The organism is Paraburkholderia strydomiana, from assembly GCF_046030495.1.
Classification (GTDB): domain Bacteria; phylum Pseudomonadota; class Gammaproteobacteria; order Burkholderiales; family Burkholderiaceae; genus Paraburkholderia; species Paraburkholderia strydomiana_A.
In genome coordinates, this window is record NZ_JAQQCJ010000043.1 from 1 (window position 1) to 23,787 (window position 23,787).

Annotated in this window: 21 protein-coding genes and 1 pseudogene; 3 read left to right on the forward strand and 19 right to left on the reverse strand. The window is 63.7% G+C overall.

Going from position 1 to position 23,787, the window contains the following annotated elements:
- Nucleotides 1-136: 136 nt before the first annotated feature.
- Nucleotides 137-355, forward strand: a pseudogene (locus tag PQQ53_RS33650) (hypothetical protein); the annotation flags it as partial.
- 137 nt (nucleotides 356-492) lie between these two features.
- On the opposite strand, the gene PQQ53_RS33655 reads toward PQQ53_RS33650, so the two are convergent.
- A complete protein-coding gene (locus PQQ53_RS33655) occupies nucleotides 493-1,836 on the reverse strand; it encodes a hemolysin family protein (protein WP_408150375.1) in 1,344 nt (447 codons plus the stop codon).
- A 90-nt stretch (nucleotides 1,837-1,926) separates the two neighbouring features.
- Entirely contained in the window at nucleotides 1,927-2,736 is an 810-nt protein-coding gene (locus PQQ53_RS33660) for a sensor histidine kinase (protein WP_408150377.1), read from the reverse strand.
- Between the two features lie 187 nt (nucleotides 2,737-2,923).
- Here PQQ53_RS33660 and PQQ53_RS33665 point away from each other — a divergent pair, with 187 nt between their 5' ends.
- Nucleotides 2,924-3,265 (forward strand): FKBP-type peptidyl-prolyl cis-trans isomerase, encoded by a 342-nt coding sequence (locus tag PQQ53_RS33665; protein ID WP_027803023.1) that lies wholly within the window; start codon nucleotides 2,924-2,926, stop codon nucleotides 3,263-3,265.
- Between the two features lie 47 nt (nucleotides 3,266-3,312).
- Nucleotides 3,313-4,092, forward strand: a complete 780-nt coding sequence (locus PQQ53_RS33670) for an AraC family transcriptional regulator (protein WP_408150379.1) — start codon at nucleotides 3,313-3,315, stop codon at nucleotides 4,090-4,092.
- A gap of 73 nt (nucleotides 4,093-4,165) precedes the next feature.
- Here PQQ53_RS33670 and PQQ53_RS33675 read toward each other — a convergent pair whose 3' ends face one another.
- From PQQ53_RS33675 to leuC, 17 genes are all read right to left on the reverse strand, one after another.
- Entirely contained in the window at nucleotides 4,166-5,356 is a 1,191-nt protein-coding gene (locus PQQ53_RS33675) for an O-succinylhomoserine sulfhydrylase (RefSeq protein ID WP_408150381.1), read from the reverse strand.
- A gap of 302 nt (nucleotides 5,357-5,658) precedes the next feature.
- Nucleotides 5,659-7,209 (reverse strand): amidophosphoribosyltransferase, encoded by a 1,551-nt coding sequence (gene purF / locus PQQ53_RS33680; protein ID WP_408150382.1) that lies wholly within the window; start codon nucleotides 7,207-7,209, stop codon nucleotides 5,659-5,661.
- Between the two features lie 176 nt (nucleotides 7,210-7,385).
- Nucleotides 7,386-7,880 (reverse strand): CvpA family protein, encoded by a 495-nt coding sequence (locus PQQ53_RS33685; RefSeq protein ID WP_121320202.1) that lies wholly within the window; start codon nucleotides 7,878-7,880, stop codon nucleotides 7,386-7,388.
- Nucleotides 7,881-7,887: 7 nt separating this feature from the next.
- Entirely contained in the window at nucleotides 7,888-8,796 is a 909-nt protein-coding gene (locus tag PQQ53_RS33690; protein ID WP_408150383.1) for an SPOR domain-containing protein, read from the reverse strand.
- Nucleotides 8,797-8,825: 29 nt separating this feature from the next.
- Entirely contained in the window at nucleotides 8,826-10,136 is a 1,311-nt protein-coding gene (gene folC, locus PQQ53_RS33695) for a bifunctional tetrahydrofolate synthase/dihydrofolate synthase (RefSeq protein ID WP_408328905.1), read from the reverse strand.
- 283 nt (nucleotides 10,137-10,419) lie between these two features.
- Nucleotides 10,420-11,292: an acetyl-CoA carboxylase, carboxyltransferase subunit beta gene (gene accD, locus PQQ53_RS33700; protein ID WP_042328998.1), complete on the reverse strand. Its 873-nt coding sequence runs from the start codon at nucleotides 11,290-11,292 to the stop codon at nucleotides 10,420-10,422.
- Between the two features lie 78 nt (nucleotides 11,293-11,370).
- Entirely contained in the window at nucleotides 11,371-12,183 is an 813-nt protein-coding gene (gene trpA, locus PQQ53_RS33705) for a tryptophan synthase subunit alpha (RefSeq protein ID WP_408150387.1), read from the reverse strand.
- Between the two features lie 45 nt (nucleotides 12,184-12,228).
- Nucleotides 12,229-13,143 (reverse strand): DNA-methyltransferase, encoded by a 915-nt coding sequence (locus PQQ53_RS33710; RefSeq protein WP_408150389.1) that lies wholly within the window; start codon nucleotides 13,141-13,143, stop codon nucleotides 12,229-12,231.
- An 11-nt stretch (nucleotides 13,144-13,154) separates the two neighbouring features.
- Nucleotides 13,155-14,348: a tryptophan synthase subunit beta gene (trpB, locus tag PQQ53_RS33715; RefSeq protein ID WP_408150391.1), complete on the reverse strand. Its 1,194-nt coding sequence runs from the start codon at nucleotides 14,346-14,348 to the stop codon at nucleotides 13,155-13,157.
- A gap of 59 nt (nucleotides 14,349-14,407) precedes the next feature.
- Entirely contained in the window at nucleotides 14,408-15,133 is a 726-nt protein-coding gene (locus PQQ53_RS33720) for a phosphoribosylanthranilate isomerase (RefSeq protein WP_408328916.1), read from the reverse strand.
- Complete coding sequence (gene truA / locus PQQ53_RS33725) at nucleotides 15,130-15,942, reverse strand: tRNA pseudouridine(38-40) synthase TruA (RefSeq protein ID WP_408328907.1); 813 nt, start codon at nucleotides 15,940-15,942, stop codon at nucleotides 15,130-15,132. Before truA ends, PQQ53_RS33720 begins: the two co-directional genes overlap by 4 nt.
- Entirely contained in the window at nucleotides 15,939-18,461 is a 2,523-nt protein-coding gene (locus PQQ53_RS33730) for a FimV C-terminal domain-containing protein (RefSeq protein ID WP_408328910.1), read from the reverse strand. Before PQQ53_RS33730 ends, truA begins: the two co-directional genes overlap by 4 nt.
- Nucleotides 18,462-18,600: 139 nt before the next feature.
- Nucleotides 18,601-19,722 carry an aspartate-semialdehyde dehydrogenase gene (asd, locus tag PQQ53_RS33735; RefSeq protein WP_027805102.1) on the reverse strand — a complete coding sequence of 374 codons (1,122 nt, stop codon included), beginning with the start codon at nucleotides 19,720-19,722 and terminating at the stop codon, nucleotides 18,601-18,603.
- 349 nt (nucleotides 19,723-20,071) lie between these two features.
- A complete protein-coding gene (gene leuB, locus PQQ53_RS33740; protein ID WP_408150400.1) occupies nucleotides 20,072-21,139 on the reverse strand; it encodes a 3-isopropylmalate dehydrogenase in 1,068 nt (355 codons plus the stop codon).
- 80 nt (nucleotides 21,140-21,219) lie between these two features.
- Nucleotides 21,220-21,873, reverse strand: coding sequence for a 3-isopropylmalate dehydratase small subunit (gene leuD / locus PQQ53_RS33745; protein ID WP_408150402.1), 654 nt, complete (start codon nucleotides 21,871-21,873; stop codon nucleotides 21,220-21,222).
- Nucleotides 21,874-21,959: 86 nt separating this feature from the next.
- Nucleotides 21,960-22,118 carry an entericidin A/B family lipoprotein gene (locus tag PQQ53_RS33750; RefSeq protein ID WP_121320181.1) on the reverse strand — a complete coding sequence of 53 codons (159 nt, stop codon included), beginning with the start codon at nucleotides 22,116-22,118 and terminating at the stop codon, nucleotides 21,960-21,962.
- A gap of 5 nt (nucleotides 22,119-22,123) precedes the next feature.
- Nucleotides 22,124-23,533 (reverse strand): 3-isopropylmalate dehydratase large subunit, encoded by a 1,410-nt coding sequence (gene leuC / locus PQQ53_RS33755; RefSeq protein ID WP_408150404.1) that lies wholly within the window; start codon nucleotides 23,531-23,533, stop codon nucleotides 22,124-22,126.
- Nucleotides 23,534-23,787 lie beyond the last annotated feature (254 nt).

The following is a 23,787-nucleotide window of genomic DNA, read 5'->3' on the forward strand; positions in this document are numbered from 1 at the left end:
GGGGGGGGGGGGGGGGGGGGGGGGGGGGGGGGGGGGGGCGGCGGGCGGGGGGGGGGGGGGGGGGGGGGCGCGGGGGGGGGGGGGGCGGGGGCCGCCGGGGGGGGGGGGGGGGGGGCGCCCGCCCCCCCCCCCCACCGGACTGCTCGGCGACGACGGCGATCTGCCGATGGTCGATCCGGCGCAATGGGCGGATACGGCGGTGGCAATGCCGTCCGATCTGTCAGCGCGAGCGTTGTTCGACTGGCTGAGTCCGGCCGCGCCGAAGGTCGATGAAAACGGCCTGCTGTATCTGCGCGATGCGTTGGCAGCGATGCCGATCGCGGTGCTGGTCGAGGATGGGGTGCCGCGCAGTTGATGCTTGCGTGTTCTGCGAAAAAAAGGCCGTTGGAGTACGCGTGCTTCAACGGCCTTTTTTCGAATCCGGATGACGCCGTGGGCTTCGTCACCTGAAGCAAAGCGGGTGCGTCACCACTGCCGAAGCTGAGCAGCCGCTCAACCGCCCTCGTCGTCGAAGCTCTTTGGATAGACGCGCACGAGCACGATGCGCGGCCCTTTCATCTTCTTCACCACCACGTCGAAGCGGTCGAACTCCACGCGCTGACCTTCGGTAGGCAGATCGTTCAGCGCCTGGATCACGAGACCGCCCACCGACTCGGCCTTGCCCTCGTCGATATCGATCCCCAACGCGCGCTCCAGCGACACCACCGGCAAGCTGCCCTTGCCCATCAGCGTGCCGTCGTCCATGCGGGTCCAATCGGCGTCGCCCTGGCGGAATTCGTCGTGAATCTGCCCGACCAGTGCGCCCAGCAGATTGTCGAGCGTCAGGAAGCCGATCGGCTTCGCGTTCTTGTGACCGACCAGCGCCAGATGCGGCGCGCCCTTGCGAAAACGGCGAAACAGTTCGAGCGCCGGCATATCCGGTTTCACGTATTGCACCGGCCGCATGTAGCGGGAGAGATCGTCGAGCGTGCTGCCTGCCTGACGCGCGAGCAGCAGATCCTTCAAATGGATCATGCCGGCCACGCGCTCGCCTGACGCGTCTTCGAACAGCGGATAGCGGCTGAAGCGATGCCGCGCCACCACCTGCATGTTTTCGCGGATCGGCAGATCACGCCGCAAGCCGACCATTTCATAAGCCGGCCGCATCAGGTCCGACACGGTCATGCGCGAGAAGTCGAGCGAATGCGCGATGGTGTTCCACTCGTCCTGGCTGTAGGCGTCCTCCGGCGACCCGAGTCCGGTCGCGACGTTGGCGCGGCGACCGCGCAGGATCAGCTTGAGTTCGTCGGTGGAGTAGTGGGAATCGTGGCCGTGGTCGGCGTCGAGACCTGCGAGCCGCAGCACCGCGTTGGCGCTCGAGTTGAGCACCCAGATCGCCGGATACATCGCCCAGTAAAAGCCGTACAGCGGCATCGCGGCCCACAGCGACACCTTCTCCGCCTCGCGAATGGCCAGCGACTTCGGCGCGAGTTCGCCGACCACGATATGCAGAAACGAAATGCACGAAAACGCGAAGAACAGCGAAATGCCGTGGACCATCTGCTCCGATTCGACGCCGACGAGATGCAGAAGCGGCGAGATCAATTCCGCGAATGCGGGCTCGCCGATCCAGCCAAGCCCGAGCGACGCGAGCGTAATGCCGAGCTGACAGGCGGAAAGATAGGCATCGAGCCGCCCATGCACTTTGGCGAGCAGGCGTCCGCGCAGGCCATGCCGGGTCGCGAGACTTTGCACGCGCGTCTGCCGCAGTTTGACCAGACCGAACTCAGCGGCGACGAAAAAGCCGTTGAGGGCAACGAGAAACAACGCACCGATAAGGGCGACGACCTGAATCAAAGCAAGGGGCTCCGGCAACAAAAGTTGTCAGTATAGAGGGCGCAAGCTCGATGAGAAGTTAATCGGATGCAAGAAGCCGGAGCCGCGCGCTCACTTCGGCGCCGTCGCGCTCAGCGGTACACGCAGCGCGAGCGTGGCGGCTTCGCCGTCGCTTACGTCACTTTGCTCGAAACTGCCGCCGTGCGCTTCCGCGACGCGCTTGCAGAGCGCGAATACCCATGCGATCCGCTTCGCCTCACGCGGCTCGCCGGCCTGCTTGCGGGCAAATGCTTCCAGCACGTGGGGCGACGCGGCGTCGTTCAACGCGGCTTCGTTCGCATCGTAGCTGATCGTGGTGTGCCACGCGCCCGGCTCGGCGCGCGTGCTCAGCGTGACAGCGGCGCCTTCCGCGCTCGCTTCGACGGCGAACGTGAGCATCACCCACAATGCGGCGGCAAGGCGCTCGCGGTCGCCGTTCAGTTGCTCGGTGGAAAGTTGCGAGTCGAGCGTGATTTCCACGCCGCGCGTACGCGCGAGGTTCGTGCGGACTTCGTCGACGGTTTCGTCGAGCAGCGGATGCAGCGGAAACGGCGCATAGGCGAGCGCCAGCGATCTGGTTTCGGCGCGCGTCGCATCGACGATCGTCTCAAGCAGCTTCACCTGCTGATCCACGCCGCTGCGAATGCCCGCGACGGCGCGCTGCGCGTTGGGGTCATTCGCATCGAGCTTGCGCTCCAGCACGTACGCCCAGCTATGAATGGCATTCAACGGACCACGCAGATCGTGCGACACCAGCGACAGCACGTGATCGCGCATGAACAGCGCGGTTTCGGCGCGCAGACGCGCGGTGCGTTCGGATACGGCGAAGCCTGAAGAAGCCGGCTGTGCACCCCCGGCAGTCCCGGTTGAAGACGTTGTCACGATCGAGCCCTCTCAGGCAGTGCTGGGTGATAGAAAGAAGCCCCATTATAGGCAAGCTGTCCGGCTCGACCAGCCTGGCCGGACGGCCAGGTACGACGCAATCCGCGTGCCACGCGGCATTCCCGCGCGATGCGGCGTCAACACGCCTACAATGTCGGTTTTTACGTTTTTGACTAAGGAGCGACACATGTCGACTGTGACTACCGAATCCGGCCTGAAGTACGAAGACATCGTTGAAGGCACCGGCGCCGAAGCGGTGGCAGGCAAGACCGTCAGCGTGCACTACACCGGCTGGCTGACCGACGGCCAGAAGTTCGACTCGAGCAAGGACCGCAACGACCCGTTCGCTTTCGTGCTGGGCGGCGGCATGGTCATCAAGGGTTGGGACGAAGGCGTGCAAGGCATGAAGGTCGGCGGCACGCGCAAGCTGACCATCCCGCCGCAACTCGGCTACGGCGTGCGCGGCGCGGGCGGCGTGATTCCGCCGAATGCGACGCTCGTGTTCGAAGTCGAACTGCTCGGCGTTTAAGCGGTTCGCTGCTTTTTGCCATTGCGCATCGTCGACCGGTCAGCGCCATGAGTCACGCCGCCGCCACCGCTCCTAGTGTTTCGCTGCGCCGCTACGGCGCGATCGAAGCGTCGGACGTGCACGACTTTCATCAGGTCGTGCTCGGACTCGACGGCGCAATGGTGATGGCGGTCGACGGCGTCGCGCAGCAAATCGACGCCGGCTCCGCATGGCTGATTCCGGCCGGTGCGCGGCACGATTACGCCGGGGTCGGCGAAAACCGGCAGTTGGTGCTGGATTTGCCGGCTAGCTCGCTCGCCGTGCCGGAACGTTTGTTCGACCGCGCACGCGCCGTAAGCATCGACGCGACGCTCACGCAGCTCGTGCACCGGATCGCGGCGCACGCGACCGGCGGCGCGCAAGGCGACGATCTGGACAGCCGGCGTTTCCATTGGGATGCAGCCGCGCGCCTCGGCGCTGCGTTGGTGGCCGACACCGGCACGACGGCCGGCGCGCAGGCAATCGGCGCCGGTCTCGACTTCGCGCGAATCGACCGCTGGCTGCGCGCACATTTGTCGGAGCCATTGCGGATCGCCGATCTCGCCGCGCATTGCGGTTTCGGCATGCGGCGTTTTCACCAGCTTTTTATCGACGCGTTCGGCGAAACGCCGCATCGCTATTTGCAACGGCTGCGGCTCGACACGTCGATCACGCTCCTTGCGGACCCGCGTCTTTCGTTGACCGATATCGCGTTGGACATCGGCTTCAGTGACCAAAGCGCGTACACGCACGCATTTACGCGACGCTTCGGGCTGGCGCCCGGTCAGTGGCGCGCGCTGCGCCACTGAGTTTCATTGCGCGAGCCGCCTGATAGTGCGGCCCGAGCGCCGCTGCAACCGGCGCTCTTGCGTCAGGCGCAACTCAACCCGCCAGACCCCGCTCCAGATCGCCGCGAATATCCGAGGCATTTTCCAGACCCACGGCAAGACGGATCAAACCTTCGCTGATGCCCGCCGCCGCGCGCGCTTCCGGCGTCACGCGACCATGCGTGGTGGTGGCCGGATGCGTGATGGTCGTACGCGTATCGCCGAGGTTGCCGGTGATCGAGCAGATCTTCGTGCTGTCGATCACGCGCCAGGCGTTCTCGCGCATCTGCTCGGGCGTATCGCCCTTCAGTTCGAACGACAGGATCGCGCCGCCCGACTTCTGCTGACGCATCGCGAGCGCATGCTGCGGATGCGATTCGAGCCCCGGATAGAAAACGCGATTCACAGCCGGATGCGTCTCCAGCCAGCGCGCGATTTCAAGCGCGTTCGCCGATTGCTTTTCAACCCGCAGCGACAGCGTCTCCATGCCCTTGAGCAGCACCCATGCGTTGAACGCGGAGAGCGTCGGCCCTGCGCTGCGCACGAACGGAAATACCTTTTCCATGATGAATTTCTTCGAGCCGACCAGCGCGCCGCCCAACACCCGGCCCTGACCGTCGAGGAACTTGGTGGCCGAGTGCATCACGACGTCCGCGCCGAGCTTCAGCGGCTGTTGCAAGGCCGGGCTGCAGAAACAGTTGTCGACCACGAACAGCGCGTTCGCTGCTTTCGCGATCTTGCTGATCGCTTCGATATCGGAGACTTCGGTCAGCGGGTTCGACGGCGTTTCGAGGAAGAACATCTTCGTCTCGGGGCGCACGGCGTTTTTCCACGCGTCGAGATCGGTCGGATCGACGAAGGTGGTCGTAATGCCGAACTTGCTGAAGATCTGCGAGAACATGCCGAGCGTCGAACCGAACAGCGCCTGCGAGCTCACCAGGTGGTCACCGGCCTGCAACGCGGACATCACCACGGACATGATCGCGGCCATCCCCGACGCCGTTGCCATACACGCTTCACCGCCTTCGAGCGCGGCGAGGCGGTCCTGGAACATCGACACGGTCGGGTTCGTGAAACGCGAGTAGGTATAGTTGTCTTCGGAGTTCTTGAAGCGCTCGGCGGCGTCCGCGGCACTCGCGAACACGAAGCTCGAGGTCAGGAAGATGGCTTCCGAATGCTCGTTGAAGTCGCTGCGCACCGTGCCCGAGCGGACTGCCAGCGTATCGAAGTTCAGGGAGTCGTCCATGATGTTGGTTCTGGTTCCAATGTTCGATGGCTGCGTTCGACGCGGCTCGCCTGTGAAGCCACGCGCGACGCCAAACGGCAGCAACAAAAAAGCCCGCTTTGCGTCGGCATAAGCGGGCTTCATGTGCGGGGAAAGCTGGAGCGGAGGCGGATGTGTGCGGCTTTTCCACCTGTCGCTTTAGCTGTTTCGGGTTGCCCCGCGTCCGCAAGCTGAGATCAAATCGACGCAAGCCGCCATGCTAACACGCGCGTAGCGTGGCGTGCAGCACGCCGCGCTACGGGAGCCGGTCGAGCAAACCGCGCTCAACCTACCGACAGTTGCAGATGCAGTTGCGAACGCGCCGGAGTGCCGCCGTCGATCGCTTCGCTCGCGGCGTCGCGATCCGATTGCGAGGACGGTGCGAGACGCGCGGTTTCGATGCGGTCGAGATACTCGGTCGTCACGTCGCCGGTCACGTAGTTGCCGTCGAAGCACGACGCTTCGAACTCACGCAGCGCCGGGTTGATGTCGCGCACCGCCTGCTTCAGCGCTTCGACGTCCTGATACACGAGGTGGTCTGCGCCGATCATGCGCGCGACTTCGTCGTCCGTGCGGCCGTGGGCGACGAGTTCGCCGCGCGTCGGCATGTCGATGCCGTAGACATTCGGGAATTTCACCGGCGGCGCTGCCGACGCGAAGATCACCTTGTTCGCGCCCGCATCGCGCGCCATCTGCACGATTTCGTGCGAGGTGGTGCCGCGCACGATCGAGTCGTCGACGATCAGCACGTTCTTGCCCTTGAACTCGATGCCCATCGCGTTCAGCTTCTGGCGCACCGACTTCTTGCGCACTGCCTGGCCCGGCATGATGAAGGTACGGCCGACATAACGGTTCTTGAAGAAGCCTTCGCGGTACTCGACGCCCAGCTTCTTCGCAACCTGCATCGCGGCCGGACGGGACGAATCGGGAATCGGCATCACGACGTCGATCGCGACGTCCGGCAGTTCGCGCTTGATCTTCTCGGCGAGGTAGTCGCCCATGCGCAGACGCACGTTGTAGACCGGCACGCCGTCGAGCACCGAATCCGGACGCGCGAGATATACGAGTTCGAAAATGCAGGGATTCAGGCTCGGCGCCTTCGCGCATTGCTGCGAGTGCAGCTTGCCGTCGATGTCGATGAAGATCGCCTCGCCCGGCGCCACGTCGCGCACGAACTCGAAGCCAATGCCTTCGATCGCCACCGATTCCGACGCCAGCATCCACTCGACGCCTTCCGGCGTTTCCAGCTTGCCGAGGCACAGCGGACGGATGCCGAACGGGTCGCGGAAGCCCAAAAGGCCGTAACCGGCGATCAGTGAGACGATCGCGTACGAACCCCGCACCCGGCGATGCACGCCCGACACGGCGTTGAACAGCGCGGCCGGATCGAGTTGCAGGCCGGAGCTAGCCAGCTGCAGTTCGTGCGCGAGCACGTTGAGCATGACTTCCGTGTCGGAATTGGTGTTGATATGGCGCCGATCGATGCGGAACATCTCATCTTTCAGTTGCTGCCAGTTGGTCAGGTTGCCGTTGTGCGCGAGGATGATGCCGAACGGCGCGTTCACGTAGAACGGCTGGGCTTCTTCTTCGCTCGACGCCGAACCGGCGGTCGGGTAACGGACCTGACCGATGCCAGTCGTGCCGGGCAGGCTGCGCATGTTGCGCGTGCGGAACACGTCGCGCACCATGCCGTTGGCCTTGTGCATGTGGAAGTTGCTGCCGTTCGCTGTCGCGATGCCGGCGGCGTCCTGACCGCGATGCTGCAGGAGCAGCAGGCTGTCATAGATCAGCTGATTGACCGGAGAGTGGGAAACTACGCCTACGATGCCGCACATGGCATGTCCTTCAAAGGTACGAAATTCGTCGTGGCGACCGGTGCCTGCGTTACCGAGCCCCCAAGGGGACTTCCTTCGGGGCGTACGCGATGTTTTGCGGACAGTACGCGCTGTTACGCTAAGGCAGCCGGTTTGCGCCGGAGTCCTGCTGGTTCCTCTAACCGCTTGCCTGATCGTCAAACACGGACGTAGGCAGCAAGCGTCTCGGGAAGCAGCGGTTTCATTACGTGCACGCCCTCGACCGCATAGGGCCGAAGCAGGGCGTTGCGCCAGAATTCCTGTTCGGGCAGTTCGGTCAAGCCGGCAAGGGCGACCAGAACCAGCACCAGAATGACCCCGCGTACGAGGCCAAACATCAAACCGAGCGAGCGGTCCACCCCGCCCAGGCCCGTGGCCTGCACGATGCGGCTCAGCAGCGCGCTGACCACGCTCGTCACCAGCACCACGCCGATCACCACCAGCGCGAACGCCAGCAGCCACTGGGTCAATGCGCCGCCGGGCCAGTGAGACGGAATATACGGCACGACGTAACCGACAAACTCGCAGGCAATGAAGAATGCCGCGATCCAGCCGATCAGCCCGAATATCTCCGACAAAAAACCCCGCCACGTGCCGCGCAACGCCGACAAACCGATCACCGCCATTACAGCGTAGTCGAAGGCAGTGAACATCGCTCGCTTACTGCGCTGCGCCGTTGTTCGCGCCCGACGTCAGGCCGACCTCCCGAACCTTCGCAATCGCGGCGGATGCCGCCGCCCGATCGGCGAATGGGCCGGCGCGCAGCAGCGTCAGCGTCGTGCCATCTGCCTGCTTGCGATGTTCGGTATATGCGGGCACGCCAGCCGCTTTCAACTTGGTTACCCAGTTACGCGCGTTGGCATCGTTCGCGAACGCGCCGAGTTGAACCGCGAAACGGCTGCCAGGCGGCGATGCCGGCGTGCCCGAATTCGCGTCCGCACTGGCGGCGGCGTTGTTGATCTCGTCGTCGCTCGGCGCTGCGGCGCGCGGAGCCGGCGTGCGGACCGCCGGCTTGGCCGGCGCCGAGGGCGCAGCCGGGGCGGTATTCGCGGCGACAGCCGGTGCGGGCGCCTGCGGTTTTGCCGCGGGCGTGGCGTTGGCGTTAGTGGTTGCGTTGGCGCTCGGCTTTGTCGAGCCGGGCTGATCCGTCTTGGCGGTTGCCGCCGGCGCGAGGCTGGAAGCGGCGAGCGCCGGCTCAGCAGGCGTCGGGTTGTCCGGTGCTACGCCGGCCTGCGTGTCTTCGGGGCTCTTGTGAGCCACCCTCGGCGCGGGACGGTTCGGAATGTCGATGGAAATGTCGTCGGTGACGGGCTTGGGATGCGAGTCCAGCACCATGGGCAGGATGATCACCGCGGCCACGACCAGCGCGATCGCGCCGACCAGCCGGCGCCGCGCCCGCTGCTTTTCCGGCAGCGTAGGGTCGAGCAGCATCGCGTCGGCGTCGACGGTGCGCTCCGTGCGGCGGGTTCGCCGCTCCACACGCTCGCCACGGGCAGCCCGGGTGGAACTGGTGTTTGCGCCGCGCCGGGTGGGTGCGTCGTCTTTCTTGCCGAACGAGAAAATTCCCATGAATCGCTTGGTTCGAGCCTGGCGCCCGTTCAGTGTTGCTGCGATTTACGGTAAGCCATGACGCCGGCTACCGTATAGAAGCTGCCGAAAACCACGATTCTATCATTCTCTGACGCTCGTTTTAGCGCGTCTTGGAAAGCCTCGGCAGGTGACGCGTAGCGCGTCACGCTGCTATCGGCGCCCTCGCCCACACCCTGCTCGCGCAAGGCCGTTTCGAGGTCTTCCGCCGACGCCGCCCGCGGGGTCGGCAGATCGGTCACGCACCAATGGTCGACCTCGCCTTTCAGGTGACTCAGGACGCCGGCAATGTCCTTGTCGCGCATCGCGCCGAATACCGCGTAGGTGTATGGAAAAAAGCCCATGTTGCCGAGGTTTTGCGCCAGCACGGCGGCTGCATGCGGATTGTGCCCGACGTCCAGCACGATGGCCGGTTTACCGGGCAGCACCTGGAAACGCCCCGGCAGTTCCACGTTGGCAAGACCGAGCCGAATATCCTGTGCCGACACCGGCAGACGGTCGCGCAGCGCTTCGAGCGCAGCCAGCGCCGCCGACGTGTTGATTAGCTGGTTCGCACCGCGCAGCGCCGGATAGGCAAGCGCCGAACGCCGCATGCTCGGGCCGACATAGCTCCATTGCTGGCGCTCGCTGCCCGCCTGACCTTCATAGCGGAAATCGCGGCCGAAGAGCCACAGTTCGGCGCCGATCTTCTCAGCGTGATCGATCAGCGATTGCGGCGGCACCGGATCCGCGCAGATCGCCGGCTTGCCTGAGCGGAAAATCCCGGCTTTTTCGAGCGCGATCTTCTCGCGCGTGTCGCCGAGATAATCCGTGTGATCGATATCGATGCTCGTGATAATCGCGCAGTCCGTATCGAGGATGTTGACCGCGTCGAGGCGGCCGCCCAGGCCGACTTCGAAAATCACCACGTCCAGCCCGCGCGAAGCGAACAGGCTCATGATCGCCAGCGTCGTGAACTCGAAGTAGGTCAGCGAGACCGGCTCGGCGAGGCTCAGACGTGCGGCTTCGACTGTTTCGAAATGCGGCAGCAGGTCCGCGTCGCTGGCCATTGCGCCGTTCATCCTCGCCCGCTCGTTGAACGACAGCAGGTGCGGCGACGTGTGGCACCCAACCGTGAAACCGGCGCGCAACAGAATGGATTCGAGGATCGCGCACGTCGACCCCTTGCCGTTCGTGCCGCCGACCGTGATGACCGGACAGTCAAACGACAACTGCATCGCGTCGCGTACCTGGGAGATGCGGCCCAAACCCATGTCGATGCCGACCGGATGCGCGGATTCAAGGTGCGTGAGCCACGCGTCGAGGGTGGGGAATGTGGTCATCGAGTGAATCGCGAGTGAATCGGTTAGGCAGTGTACGGATGGCGCGGGCGTTGCAGCTGCGGCTGTCGAAGGCGTAGCGTGCCGGGCGCATTATGTGCGGAAAATCGGGTAGGACAGCCACAGCCGCCACCGCTTTGCGAGATCGTGATTATCCCGGAAATGACAGCGCGCCGCTTGATGACTCACGCGGCGCGCCATTTTCTTGACTGCTTTGTTCGCCGCGCACGGTGGGTGCTGCACGGTAGCGCGGGCAGTCGACCGTTCAGCTTCGTGCGCCCTTTGCTTATGCGACCGCGTCCGCCGGCTGGTGGCTCAACAGCGCCAGCAGTTGCGCGATCTCTTCACGCAGCTTGCGACGATCGACGATCATGTCGACCGCGCCCTTCGTGAGCAGGAACTCGGCGCGCTGGAAGCCTTCCGGCAGCTTCTCACGCACGGTTTGCTCGATCACGCGCGGGCCGGCAAAGCCGATCAGCGCCTTCGGCTCGGCAATCACGACGTCGCCGAGAAACGCGAAACTCGCCGACACGCCGCCCATCGTCGGGTCGGTCAGCACGGAGATGAACGGCAGCTTGGCTTCGGCAAGCTTGGTCAGCATGGCCGTGGTCTTGGCCATCTGCATCAGGGACAACAGGCTTTCCTGCATCCGCGCGCCGCCCGAAGCGGTGAAGCAGATGAACGGCACTTTCTGTTCGAGCGCGTTCTGCGCGCCGCGCGCAAAGCGCTCGCCGACTACCGAACCCATCGAGCCGCCCATGAACGAAAACTCGAAGCAGGCGACCACTACCGGCAGCGTATGGATCGCGCCGCCCATGACGACCATTGCGTCGGTTTCGTCGGTATCGTCCATCGCCTCTTTCAGGCGGTCCGGATACTTGCGGCTATCCTTGAACTTCAGCGCGTCGACCGGGACGATTTCCTGGCCGATTTCGTAGCGGCCTTCCGGATCGAGCAGGCCGTCGAGCCGCTCACGCGCGCCGATGCGCATGTGATGGTCACACTTCGGGCAGACGTGCAGATTGGCCTCGACGTCGTTGCGGTACAGCACGGCTTCGCACGACGGGCACTTGATCCACAGGCCTTCCGGAATCCCCTTGCGGTTCTTCGGGTCGGTTTGCTTGATTTTCGGCGGCAGCAGCTTATCGAGCCAGCTCATATTGAATCCTTCTGGGTCAGCGGTCGCGCAAACGGCGGGACGAACCCGCCGTTCACGCTACAGCGACAAAAATAACTGTTATCGGGCAGTCGCGACGCTATCGAGCGCCTCGCGCACTTCAGCGATGAAACGCGTGAGCGTTTCGGCAGCGGTGTCGGGTGCTGCCTGTTCGAGCAATTGAACGATACGGCTGCCGATCACGACGGCGTCGGACACCTCGGCCACCGAACGCGCGGTTTGCGCGTCGCGGATACCGAAACCGACGCCCACCGGCAGGGGTACGCGCGACTTGATGGCCGGGATTTTACTCGCGATGCTGGAAACGTCCAGATTTGCCGCTCCGGTCACCCCTTTCAGCGACACATAGTAGACGTAGCCGCTCGCAATCTTGCCGACCTCAGCGATGCGCTCGTCCGTCGAGGTGGGCGCGAGCAGGAAGATCGGATCGATGCCCGCGGATCGCATCTGTTCAGCAAAGTTGGCGCACTCTTCCGGTGGATAGTCGACAACCAGCACACCGTCGACGCCGGCTTCCTTGGCGGCCTTGGCGAAGGCTTCCGTGCCCATCCGCTCGATCGGGTTGGCGTAGCCCATCAGCACCACCGGCGTCTTGTCGTCGGTTTCGCGGAAGCGCTTGACGTCGGCAAGCACATGGCGCAGCGACACGCCTTGCGCCAATGCGCGTTCGGACGATTGCTGGATCACCGGGCCGTCAGCCATCGGGTCGGAAAACGGTACGCCGAGTTCGATCACATCGGCGCCGCCTGCGGCGAGCGCGTGCATGAATTCGACGGTGCGCTTCGGGTCAGGGTCGCCGGCCGTCATGAACGGAATCAGGCCTTTCTTACCTTGGGCGGACAGCGCGGCAAACGTGTTCTTGATACGGGACATGGAAATATTCTCGGATTGGGCTACTGCGCGCTCATTGCACGCGGCTCATTGCACTTCGGTCTGCCGTTGCGTTCTGGCTTTGGCCTTGGCCCGACGAGGCACGGGTGGCGAAGCGGCGGCGCTCACGCGCTCGCGCGCTATCGCGCAGTAACTTTCATTGATCTCATAGCCGACGAATTCGCGCTGCTGACGGGCGCAAGCGACTGCGGTGGTGCCGCTGCCCATGAACGGGTCGAGCACGCGGCCGCCCTTCGGACAACTGGCCAGCACCATCCGCTCGACAATTTCCAGGGGTTTCTGGGTCGGGTGAGCGACGCGTTCGGCGTGTTGCCGATGCAGCCGCGATACCGACCAGACATCCTTTGGATTATAGCCAAGCTCCAACCACTTGCTGCCCTCGAACAACTTGCGCGAACGCGCCTTCTTCGTGACTGCATCGTACGGGATGCGGACGGGATCGAGGTCGAAGAAATAATCCTTCGATACCGCGAAAAAGCCGATGTTGTCGTGCACCGAGGTAAACCTGCGCACGGTACCGCCCATGCTCGGTACGCGCCGGTCCCAGATGATTTCGTTGATCATCGTGAGTTTTGTCTTCAGAAAGCTGAAAATTTCCGGCGAATACTGCCATGTGCAGAATATGTACAGCGAACCCGAGGGCTTGAGCTTCGGAATAGCCAACTCGAGCCAGCCACGCGTCCAGGCGAGAAATTCCTCACCTGTGCGCATGTCGGAGTCGTTGCCGTAATCCTTGCCCAGCCCGTAAGGCGGATCGCAGACGATCAGGTCGATCGACGCGTCAGGAATGTTCGCCACATCGGTCAGAAAATCGCGATTCAAGAGCTGAATGCCGGCGGGCACCTGCGCCAGTAACGGCGCAGGTGGCGCGGCCGCCGCTACTTCGGCGGCCGGATCCACTGTTTCAATCGCCGGCTGCGGCTCGTCGAACTCGTCGCGCATCGTCGCGGCGCTCAGAACTGAATGCCCGATCGCTCGGCGACCGTATGCATGTCCTTGTCGCCGCGACCCGACAGGTTGACCAGAAGGATCTTGTCCTTCGGCAGCGTCGGCGCGAGTTTGGTCGCGTACGCCAGCGCGTGACTGGATTCCAGCGCCGGAATAATGCCTTCGATGCGACAGCAATCGTGGAACGCCTTGAGCGCTTCTTCGTCGGTGATGCCGACATATTGCGCGCGATTGCTGTCCTTTAGCCACGCATGCTCGGGGCCGACGCCCGGATAGTCGAGGCCCGCCGACACCGAATGCGTCTCGATGATCTGGCCGTTTTCGTCCTGAAGCAGGTACGTGCGGTTGCCGTGCAGCACGCCTGGGCTACCCCCGATCAGCGAGGCCGCGTGACGGCCGGTTTCGAGACCGTCGCCCGCCGCTTCGACACCGATCAACTGCACCGAAGTATCTTCGATATACGGATAAAAGATACCCATCGCGTTCGAACCGCCGCCAACGCATGCAATCACGGCATCTGGCTGCCGACCGGTCAGCTCGGGCATCTGCACCTTGCATTCATCGCCGATCACGCGCTGGAAGTCGCGCACCATCATCGGATAGGGATGCGGCCCAGCCACGGTGCCGATGATATAGAACGTGCTTTCGACGTTCGTCACCCAATCGCGCATGGCCTCGTTCAGCGCGTCTTTCAGCGTGCGCGAGCCCGATTCGACCGGCACGACGGTCGCGCCGAGCAGCTTCATGCGATAGACGTTGGCCGCCTGACGGCGCACATCTTCGGCGCCCATGTAGACGACACACTCCATGCCGAAGCGCGCCGCGATGGTTGCGGTGGCCACGCCGTGCTGGCCGGCGCCCGTTTCCGCGATCACGCGCGGTTTGCCCATGCGCTTGGCCAGCAACGCCTGACCGATCACGTTGTTGATCTTGTGCGCGCCGGTGTGGTTCAGATCCTCACGCTTGAGGAAAACCTGCGCGCCGCCGAGCAGTTCGCTCCAGCGCTGAGCGTGATAAATCGGCGACGGACGGCCGACGAAATGCTTCAGTTCGCGCTCGTATTCGGCGACGAAGTCAGGATCTTTCTGGAATTTCTCGTACGCTTCACGCAGCTCGTCGAGGGCGTGAACCAGCGTTTCGGCGACGAACACACCGCCAAATTGGCCGAAATGACCTCTTTCGTCAGGCAAGTTATACATGGTGATCACTCTTCTCAGTGTGGCGTGCGGCTCTCGGATAGGAAAACCGCCGGCCTGAATCATTCAGCATCCGCTGCGCGCACCGCGCGTACGAATGCCGCCATCCGGGCGTGATCTTTCACGCCCTTGGCGCCCACAACCTCGATGCCGCTCGAGACATCGACCGCGTAGGGGCGCACGCGATGGATCGCATCACTGACGTTTTGCGCGTTCAACCCACCACTCAAAACGGCCCGACGCGCGAGCTCTGCTGGAATAAGTGACCAATCGAAAACCTTCCCGCCGCCGCCGTAGCCCTCGACATGGGTGTCGAACAGAAGACCACTGGCTGCTGAATAATTGAGAGCCGATTTTACCAAATCGGCCGGCTGAGTATCCGCCCCAACGCGCAACGCGCGCAACCAAGGCAAACCCGCAACGCTGGCGAGCGCTTCGCACTGCTCCGCGGTCTCGTCGCCGTGAAACTGCAGCAGCGTGAGTCCGACGTTGCTCACCACTTCGCGAACCCAATCCGCCGTCGCGTTGACGAACAGGCCGACCACCGACACGAACGGCGGCACATCGTGCACCAGTTCGACCGCCTGTGCGACGCTGACCGAGCGCGGGCTCGGCGGATAGAACACTAGGCCGATCGCGTCGGCGCCGAGGTCGATCGCCTGGGCGACGTCCTCCGGCTTCGACAGCCCACACAGTTTGATACGCGTGCGATGCGGCACGCTGTGTTGTTGTGCGGCGGCGCCTGCATTGGCGTCGGCGGGGTTCGGCAGATTTTCGCTGACTTTCATGTTTCCGGTTGCTCGGTCCATACGGTACTCCACGGCACGCTACCCGTTTGCGGCGCGGGCACGGCGAATTGCTCAGGATAGCCCACTTGCGCCAGATACAAGCCGTCCGGCATGAAAGTCGGCGCGGCGCAATCGCGTCTGCGGCTCGCGAGCACGTCGATCATCCATTCGGGCGCGCGACGCCCGCGGCCGATTTCGATCAGGCAGCCCATCAGGTTGCGCACCATGTGGTGCAGGAACGCATTCGCGCGGAAACGGAAATGAACGAAGTTACCGTGCTGTTGAACGTCGATCCGATATAGATGCTTGATCGGCGTTTTCGATTGGCATTGCGACGAGCGGAACGCCGAAAAGTCGTGTTCGCCGATCAGATGGGCGGCACCGGACCGCATTGCGTCGACGTCGAGCGGCACATGCACCCAGCCGGCTCTCTTCGCCAGCATCGGCGAACGCACCGGGCTCACGTAGAGGACGTAGTAATAGGTCCGCTCGAACGCCGAAAAGCGCGCGTGGAACTCGTCGGGCATCTGCTGGGCCCACTGCACGCCGATTGTCTTCGGCAGGAACGAATTAGGGCCGCGCACCCACGAAATATCCAGACGGTCGAGATCGGTGTCGAAATGCACGACTTGCCCGAGGCCATGCACCCCCGCATCCGTGCGGCCCGCCACGACGGTATGCACGGGCGTCTGCGCGAATTCGCGCAATGCCCGTTCGAGTTCGTCTTGCACCGTATTGCCGTGCGATTGTGACTGCCATCCGCCGAATGCCGCGCCGTCGTACTGGACGCCTAATGCAATTCGCTTCACGACAACGGCGCCAGCGTCGAGAGCAGCGCGCGGGCCTCGGTGCGCGTAGCCGGATCGTTCGCTTCGATCACTTCGTTGATGAGCGAACGCGCGCCAGACAGATCGCCGAGTTCGATGTACTCGGAGGCCAGGTCCAGCTTGTTGCGAGCGATGCGGACGAGATCGGCCTGCGTGAATGCCTGCAACGGCTGCGCCGGACTCGGCGGCAGTTCGAGATCGAAGTCGAGTTTCAGCGCACCGAAGCCGGCCGCGCCGAGGCCTGCGACGGCCGCGTGGCCTGCCGTGCCTGCGGCGATTTCGTCGGCGATATGCGGGGCGTCGTCCGGTTCGTGAGAGGCAAGAGCTTGCTGCGCGGTCGTTTCGGGCGCCGCGACCGGTTGCGTGGTCAGCGACGCGGGGCTCTGTACGCTGTAGGCAGGTGATTCGATGCGCGGCGGTAGCGGCATGTCGAGACTGCTAAACGCGTCGACAGCCTCGCGCGGGAACTCGGTCGACGCGGCGGACCCAGGCTGGGGAGCGCGCGCCGCTGTCTCGGGGAATGCATCCCCCGACACGTCTGGGTTAGGCTGGCCGAGCGGCGAAGTCGTGCGCGGCTCGATGTGTTGTTGCGCGAAATCGATCACAGGTGATGGGACGTTCAGATGATTCTGCGGCTCAGTGGCCGGTTCTTGCGGTGTGGCCGGCGTGTGGGCAGCCGGCTCGTCATTCAATTGCAGGCCGCGTGCGGCGTTCTCTACAGGCAACGCTTCGTCGTCGATCGGTTCCAATGATGTCAGCGGCAGGGCTTCGGCGCCGAGTGCCGCGGCGGCTGCGAGGCTTGCCGCGGTGGTTGCATTGGCCGGGCTTTCCTGCGCCGCGGCGGGCGGCAGAGGTTCGGCTGTCAAGTCGCTCTCGGCGCGTGCAAAGGCATCCGTGGGAGGGTGTGACAGATCGAAGGATGTGGGCGATGCAGTTTGTTCTTGCCCGAAGGGTTGGGGCGGGGTGGAGTCTTGTACTGGTGTTTCTGTATGGGATTCGTGAATGAGGGGCTTGTGTTCTGCTTCGGCTCCGTCGGCCGCTGCTTGTTGTTCTGCTGCTTGTTGTTCTGCTGCTGCGCGCTCTGCAGCTACGCGTTCTGCAGCCGCTTGTTCTGCCGCTGCGCGTTCTGATTCGGCGCGTTCTGTCGCCGTACGTTCACCTGCCGCCTTGTCCGCTGCTGCCTGTTCTGCTGCCGCTAGTTCTGCTGCCGTTCGTTCCGCCGCTGCCTGTTCCGCCGCTGCCCGTTCAGTTATCGCCAATGCCGCAGCCTGCTGCGCAGCGGCATCATCATCCGCGCCTGACGCTTCGCGCACAGGCGCCTGCCCGCGATCCGCAACGCTATCCTGTGGGTCGCCTGCTCGCGTCGACGCTGCCACTTCGCTGTCGGCCGACGCCACGCCTTCACGCTTACGCCGACGCATGCGCAACGCCGCCAGCAGCACAACCAATGCTGCGCCAACCGCCGCCGCGATGCTCAACTCCTGCTGCGACACCCCGCCATTGTTCGGCGCGAGGGGAACCGCCGCAGCGCCATGATCAGATGCCGCCGATGTGGCCGGCGCCGCCCCGGCCGCTGGCCTTGCAGCGCCCGCTGCCGCCGTGCCGCTGGTAGCGACCGGCGCACCGCCGATACCGTGCTTCTGCAACTCCATCAGCACGCGGTTTTTCAGCGCGAGCAATTGCTGCAGGCTGGAAACCTGCGCACGGGGTTGCGATGCCGATTGCGCAGCACCAGGCGCCGGAGCCATGCCGGCAGCCGGCGTCGGGACGCTTTCGGCTGGCGCACTCGCTGGCGGCTGGATCGATCCGGACCACTCATGCACGTCGCTGGCCGGCGCCGCAGCCATCTGCGAACCCGCAGCCGGCGCCGACGTAGCAGCGCCGCTCACAGCCGCGCTGGCCGGCGCGGGGGAGCTTGCCTGTGCCACTGCACTCGCCGTACCCGTCACCGCAGGGGCAGCTGGCGCCGGAGCATGCGCCGCGGCATTTGCCGCACTCGCCGCACTTGCTGCCGCCACATCGACCTGCGCGGCACCACTCGCCGCCCCAACCGCCGCCGCATTCGGCGCCGACGCACCCGCGGCCCCTTGAACCCCCACCGACGACGCCGCCAAAGCCCCGGACGCGTCCAGCGCCGGCACGATCAACACCGCCCCCACGCGCATCCGGCTCGGGTCATGTGCCATGAACGCGCTCGGGTTCGCGTCGAACAACGCGCGCGATGCGCGCACGAGCGTTGCCCGGTCGTGCGACTGCGTGACGGCGATGGCCACGTCGTTCAACGACTGCCCTGGCCGCACCGTGTATTGACTGCCGGCCGCATACGAAACGGACGCGGCGTCCGGCGCGCTCGCGGCATCGCCTGGCGCGGCAACTGCGCTGCCCACGCCCGCGCCGGCCAGCGCAAAGGCCAGAGCAGCCGCGGCCGCCGGACGCCGTGTCAAACGGTCCTTATCCTGATGAGTGAACATAGCCCGAATGGACGAGAATCGAAGGTTCATCGGGACTCCTGGCGCGTCAGCGCGCAGCCCTTTTTTGCGGTTGGAAGGAGACAAGATAATCGGAGCACACAATGAAAAAAGCGCCGCGCAAGCGCGACGCTTCTTGAGTTTTCTACGCGTCGTGACCGCGTAGTTTACTTTACTTGTCGAGCACAATGCGAAGCATGCGACGCAGCGGTTCGGCCGCACCCCACAGCAGCTGATCGCCGACCGTGAAGGCCGACAGATATTCCCCGCCCATCGCGAGCTTGCGTACCCGGCCGACCGGCACCGTCAGCGTGCCCGTCACCACCGCCGGGGACAGATCGCGCATCGACGCTTCGCGCTCGTTCGGCACGACCTTGACCCAGTCGTTGCCCGACGCGAGGATGCTGTTCACTTCGTCCAGCGGCACGTCCTTGTTCAGCTTGATGGTCAGCGCCTGCGAGTGGCAGCGCATTGCGCCGATCCGCACGCACAAACCGTCGACCGGGATCGAGCCCGGGGTGCCCATGGCCGGCTTGCCGAGAATCTTGTTGGTTTCGGCGCCGCCCTTCCACTCTTCCTTCGACATACCGTTGCCGAGGTCCTTGTCGATCCACGGAATCAGCGAGCCGGCGAGCGGCACGCCGAAGTTGTCGGTCGGCATGCGGTCGCTGTTCATCGCGCTCAGCACGCGACGGTCGATGTCGAGAATCGCCGACGACGGATCAGCCAGGTCTTCCTTGGCCGCGCCGTACAGCGTGCCCATTTGCTGCAGCAGTTCGCGCATGTTTTGCGCGCCCGCGCCGGATGCGGCCTGATACGTCATGGCCGTCATCCAGTCGACGAGGTTTTCGCGGAACAGCCCGCCCAGCGCCATCAGCATCAGGCTGACCGTGCAGTTGCCGCCGATGAAATTCTTCTGGCCCTTGACCAGTGCGTTCTTGATCACGTCGAGGTTGACCGGATCGAGAATGATGACCGCGTCGTCCTTCATGCGCAGCGACGAAGCCGCGTCGATCCAGTAACCGTTCCAGCCCGCCGCGCGCAGCTTCGGGAACACTTCGTTCGTGTAATCACCGCCTTGGCAGGAGATGATCGCTTCGCACTTCTTCAGGTCTTCGATGCTTGTCGCATCTTTGAGCTTGGTCTCGTTTTTGGCGAACGACGGCGCGTTGCCGCCCGCGTTGCTGGTGCTGAAAAACACCGGTTCGATCAAGTCGAAATCGCCTTCCTGTTGCATACGTTGCATCAGGACGCTGCCGACCATGCCGCGCCAACCTACGAGACCTACGTTCATGACTTCATACCCTTCGAATGGAAACTTCCCCGCATCTTTGCCCGCAGTGACCGCGCGGGGAAGATGAGCGGGCACGACGGACGATCAGCGTTTCGTGATCGTTTTCGGGGTAATCGTTTTAATGGTAATGGCGAACTCAACCACACGGGCCGTTGTGCCGTGCAGTTTGGAAATCGAGGAGATTTGGGAGATCTGCGCCATCGTTACAATATACACGAAAACCGGAATCTGGCGACGTCATTCGCCGCTGTCGCCCGCGTTGTGTTGCACGCGAATCGGCCTGTTTCAAGGCCGATTCGCGTTTTAAAGGCCGTTTGACGACCTGATGACTGCCTGAGCCCGATGCGCTTTACAGCGCTGCAACGACCGCGTCGCCCATCGCGACCGTGCCGACCTGCTTGCAACCCGGCGTGAGGATGTCGCCGGTGCGATAGCCCTGCTCGAGCACCTTCTTCACCGCGTTTTCGATACGATCCGCCTGCTCCGCCTTGTTCAGCGAATAGCGCAGCATCATCGCCGCCGACAGGATGGTCGCCAACGGATTAGCCACGCCCTTGCCGGCGATATCCGGCGCGGAGCCGTGCGACGGCTCGTACAAGCCCTTGTTGTTCTTGTCGAGCGACGCCGACGGCAGCATGCCGATCGAACCTGTCAGCATGGCGGCTTCGTCGGAGAGGATGTCGCCGAACATGTTGCCGGTGACGATCACGTCGAACGACTTCGGCGCCTTCACCAGTTGCATCGCGGCGTTGTCGACGTACATGTGCGACAGTTCGACGTCAGCGTATTCCTTCGACACGTCGATCATCACGTCCTTCCAGAACTGCGACGTTTCGAGCACGTTGGCTTTATCGACCGAGGTCAGCTTCTTGCCGCGCTTTTGCGCCGCCTGGAACGCGACGTGCGCAATGCGGCGCACTTCCGGTTCCGAATAACGCATCGTGTCGAAGCCTTCCTTCGCGCCGGCGAACAGACCGTCCGGCGCTTCACGCACGCCGCGCGGCGCACCGAAGTAGATGTCGCCGTTCAGTTCGCGCACGATCAGGATGTCGAGACCCGACACGATCTCTTCCTTCAACGACGACGCGCCGGTCAGTTGCGGATAGCAGATCGCCGGACGGAAGTTCGCGAACAGCTGCAGGTGCTTGCGCAGGCCGAGAATCGCCTGCTCCGGGCGCAGCGCGCGTTCAAGCTTGTCATACTTCCAGTCGCCGACGGCGCCGAACAGGATCGCGTCGGCTTCCTTCGCCAACGCCAGCGTCGCATCGGGCAGCGGGTGACCCTTCGCTTCGTAGCCCGCGCCGCCAACCGGTGCTTCTTCGAGTTCGAACTTTTCGCCGAGCACGTTCAGGACCTTGACGGCCTCCTTGACGATTTCGGGACCGATGCCGTCGCCCGGCAACACTGCGATCTTCATGCGAATTCCTTGATGATTTTCTTCGAGACTGTTGAGCGTGATTCAGCGCGCGGGCCGAAGCCCCTCGCGCGCCTCATGCATTAACCGACGATGCGGTGGTTCAGCCACGGCTGCTTCGCGATGCGCTCCGCTTCGAACTGGCGAATCTTGTCCGCGTGACGCAGCGTGAGGCCGATGTCGTCGAAACCGTTCAACAGGCAGTATTTGCGGAAGCCTGCGACGTCGAACGGATACTCCGCGCCGCCGTCCGACGTGCGCACGACTTGCGCTTCGAGGTCGACGGTCAGCTGGAAGCCGTTGAACGCGTACGTTTCGTTGAACAGGTGATCGACTTGCTGTTCGGTCAGCACGATCGGCAGCAGGCCGTTCTTGAAACAGTTGTTGTAGAAAATGTCGGCGAAGCTCGGCGCGATCAGCGCGCGAAAGCCGTACTGCTGTAGCGCCCACGGCGCGTGCTCACGCGAGCTGCCGCAGCCGAAGTTCTTGCGTGCCAGCAGCACCGAAGCGCCTTGATAACGCGGCTGATTCAGCACGAAATCCGGGTTCAGCGGACGCTTCGAGTTGTCCTGCCCCGGCTCGCCGTGGTCGAGGTAACGCCATTCGTCGAATGCGTTCGGACCGAAACCCGTGCGCTTGATCGACTTCAGGAATTGTTTCGGAATGATCGCGTCCGTGTCGACGTTCTCGCGATCGAGCGGCGCCACGACGCCGGTGTGTACGATGAATTTATCCATGACGCTTGCGCCTGTTTCAAGACCGGGCGATGCGAGCAACAGCTGGAAAGCCGCCAGCCGCATCGCCGGCAAAAATCAAAAACCGCTTATTTCTCAGCGTGATTGCTGATCGAATTGCCGAGGTGCGACATGTCCTGGCCGAATCCGTGCACCGTGTTGCAACCGGCCAGACCGAGCAATAGCCCAGCCAGCGTACCGAGTGCGAAGCGGCGCAATAGAGTGCTGCGATTCATGTTCTTCATCATGCGATTTACCCAAGCTTGCGAATATCGACGAAATGCCCTTCGATCGCCGCAGCCGCAGCCATCGCGGGACTCACGAGGTGGGTACGGCCACCGGCGCCCTGACGACCTTCGAAATTACGATTCGACGTGGACGCGCAACGCTCGCCCGGATCCAGCCGGTCGGCGTTCATTGCGAGACACATCGAGCAACCCGGCTCGCGCCATTCGAAGCCCGCATCGATAAAGACCTTGTCGAGGCCTTCACGTTCCGCTTGCGCCTTCACGAGCCCCGAACCCGGCACCACCATGGCCAGACGGATGTTCGATGCGACGCGGCGGCCCAGCTTCTTCACGACGTAAGCCGCGGCGCGAATGTCTTCAATGCGCGCGTTGGTGCACGACCCGATGAAGATTTTATCCGGCTTGATCGACTCGATCGGCGCATTCGGTTCGAGCGCCATGTACTTCAGCGCGCGTTCCATCGCATCGCGCTTGACCGGGTCCTTTTCGCGTTCCGGGTCCGGCACGCGGCCGTCCACGGCGGTGACCATTTCCGGCGATGTGCCCCACGTGACTTGCGGCACGATTTCCGCTGCGTTCAGTTCGACCACGCGATCGAAATGCGCGCCGTCCTCGGACTTGAACTGCTTCCAGTACTCGACCGCATGATCCCACTCGACGCCTTCCGGCGAGAACGGACGGCCCTTCAGGTAGTCGATGGTGGTGTCGTCGACCGCGACCATGCCGGCGCGTGCACCCGCTTCGATCGCCATGTTGCAGACCGTCATGCGGCCTTCCATGGACAACGCGCGAATCGTCGAACCGCCGAATTCGATCGCGTAGCCGGTGCCGCCCGCCGTGCCGATCTTGCCGATGATCGCGAGCACGATGTCTTTCGCCGTGCAGCCGCGCGGCAGCGGGCCGTCGACCTTCACCAGCATGTTCTTGCTCTTCTTTTGCAAGAGCGTTTGCGTGGCCAGCACGTGCTCCACTTCCGACGTGCCGATGCCATGCGCGAGCGCGCCGAACGCGCCGTGCGTGGACGTGTGCGAGTCGCCGCAGACGATCGTCATGCCCGGCAGCGTAGCGCCCTGCTCCGGCCCGATGATGTGCACGATGCCCTGGCGCAGGTCGTTCATCTTGAACTGCGTGATGCCGTAGGCGTCGCAATTCGAATCGAGCGTGTCGACTTGCAGCCTGGAGACCGGATCGGCGATGCCGTGAGTGCGGTCCGTGGTCGGCACGTTGTGATCCGACACCGCCAGGTTCGCGCTGATGCGCCACACCGGGCGTTCAGCCAGCTTCAGGCCTTCGAATGCCTGCGGGCTGGTCACTTCGTGCAGCAGATGACGGTCGATATAGAGAATCGTCGTGCCGTCTTCTTCCGTGTGGACCACGTGCGTGTTCCACAATTTGTCGTAGAGAGTCTGTGCCATGGTATGCGGGGGTAGTAATGACTGCGGGCTGACTGTGTCAGTCGATTATGCCACGCAGCGACCCGTCGTGGGCCGTTGATACAGCGGAAAAACCGATAAAAAACAGGGAGTTGGGTAGTAGTGCCGATACCTGTATCGACGTTACCCGGCAGCGGGCGCGCCGTTCCCGTCGACGGTTTCAGCTCAAAAACAAAACGCCCCAACGGTGAACCCGTTGGGGCGTTTTTCCTTCAGCAGACTCCGCGCTCGCTCGT